The 611-nt window shown below is 33.4% G+C and carries 1 protein-coding gene; it reads left to right on the top strand.

Annotated features, from left to right (window positions below):
• Positions 1-462 (top strand): UPF0158 family protein (locus tag ACE1ET_RS20620; RefSeq protein WP_375730318.1); only part of this gene is annotated, 462 nt, incomplete at its 5' end.
• Positions 463-611: the final 149 nt, after the last annotated feature.

The raw sequence follows: 611 nt of genomic DNA, 5'->3' as shown, positions 1-611 counted from the left end.
GCGGGAACGTTAGGTGCAAGCGTAAAAAATATCATTATGAAACTGACGAAATCTCAAATTAAAGAAATGGCCCAGAATCTTGAGGTTGGAATGAATATTTTCATTAACAGAGAAGATCTAGAGATTCGTACAATTTTTGACCTGGATGAAATAATTGGAGATACAGAATTTTGGGAAGAAGAACTTGAAAAAATTAAAAAAGAATGGACTGACTATTTAGTGATTGAGAAAATGAAATCCGGAGAGGCTTTTCAGATTATGAAAGATTTCATAGAAGAAATTGACAATAATAGTTTTAAGGAAAATTTGGGAGAAATTTTAGTACGAAAAAAGCCATTTGCAAATTTTAAGCATATTATTGAAAATTCTGAATATCGTGAGAAATGGTTTAATTTCAAGACTCTTAAACATGAAAATTATGTAAGAGAGATTCTTGAGAATGAGAATATTGAATTTGAATAAAAAAGAAACGCCAGCACCTAACACGCAGTCATACTGCATGGCAGTACTTTTAAATAAAACATTACAACATTCGCAGTCGGGCTATTTTGTCCTGACAGTTCCTTTCCCGTCGGAAAGAAACTGCCACGACAGCATACTGCGGGAACGTT

The organism is Quyinboa mangrovi (assembly GCF_042219825.1).
In the GTDB taxonomy this organism is placed as follows: domain Bacteria; phylum Bacteroidota; class Bacteroidia; order Bacteroidales; family UBA5342; genus JBHJHP01.
Note: the sequence above shows the minus strand (reverse complement) of the source record. Positions and strands in the feature narration are given on the sequence as shown.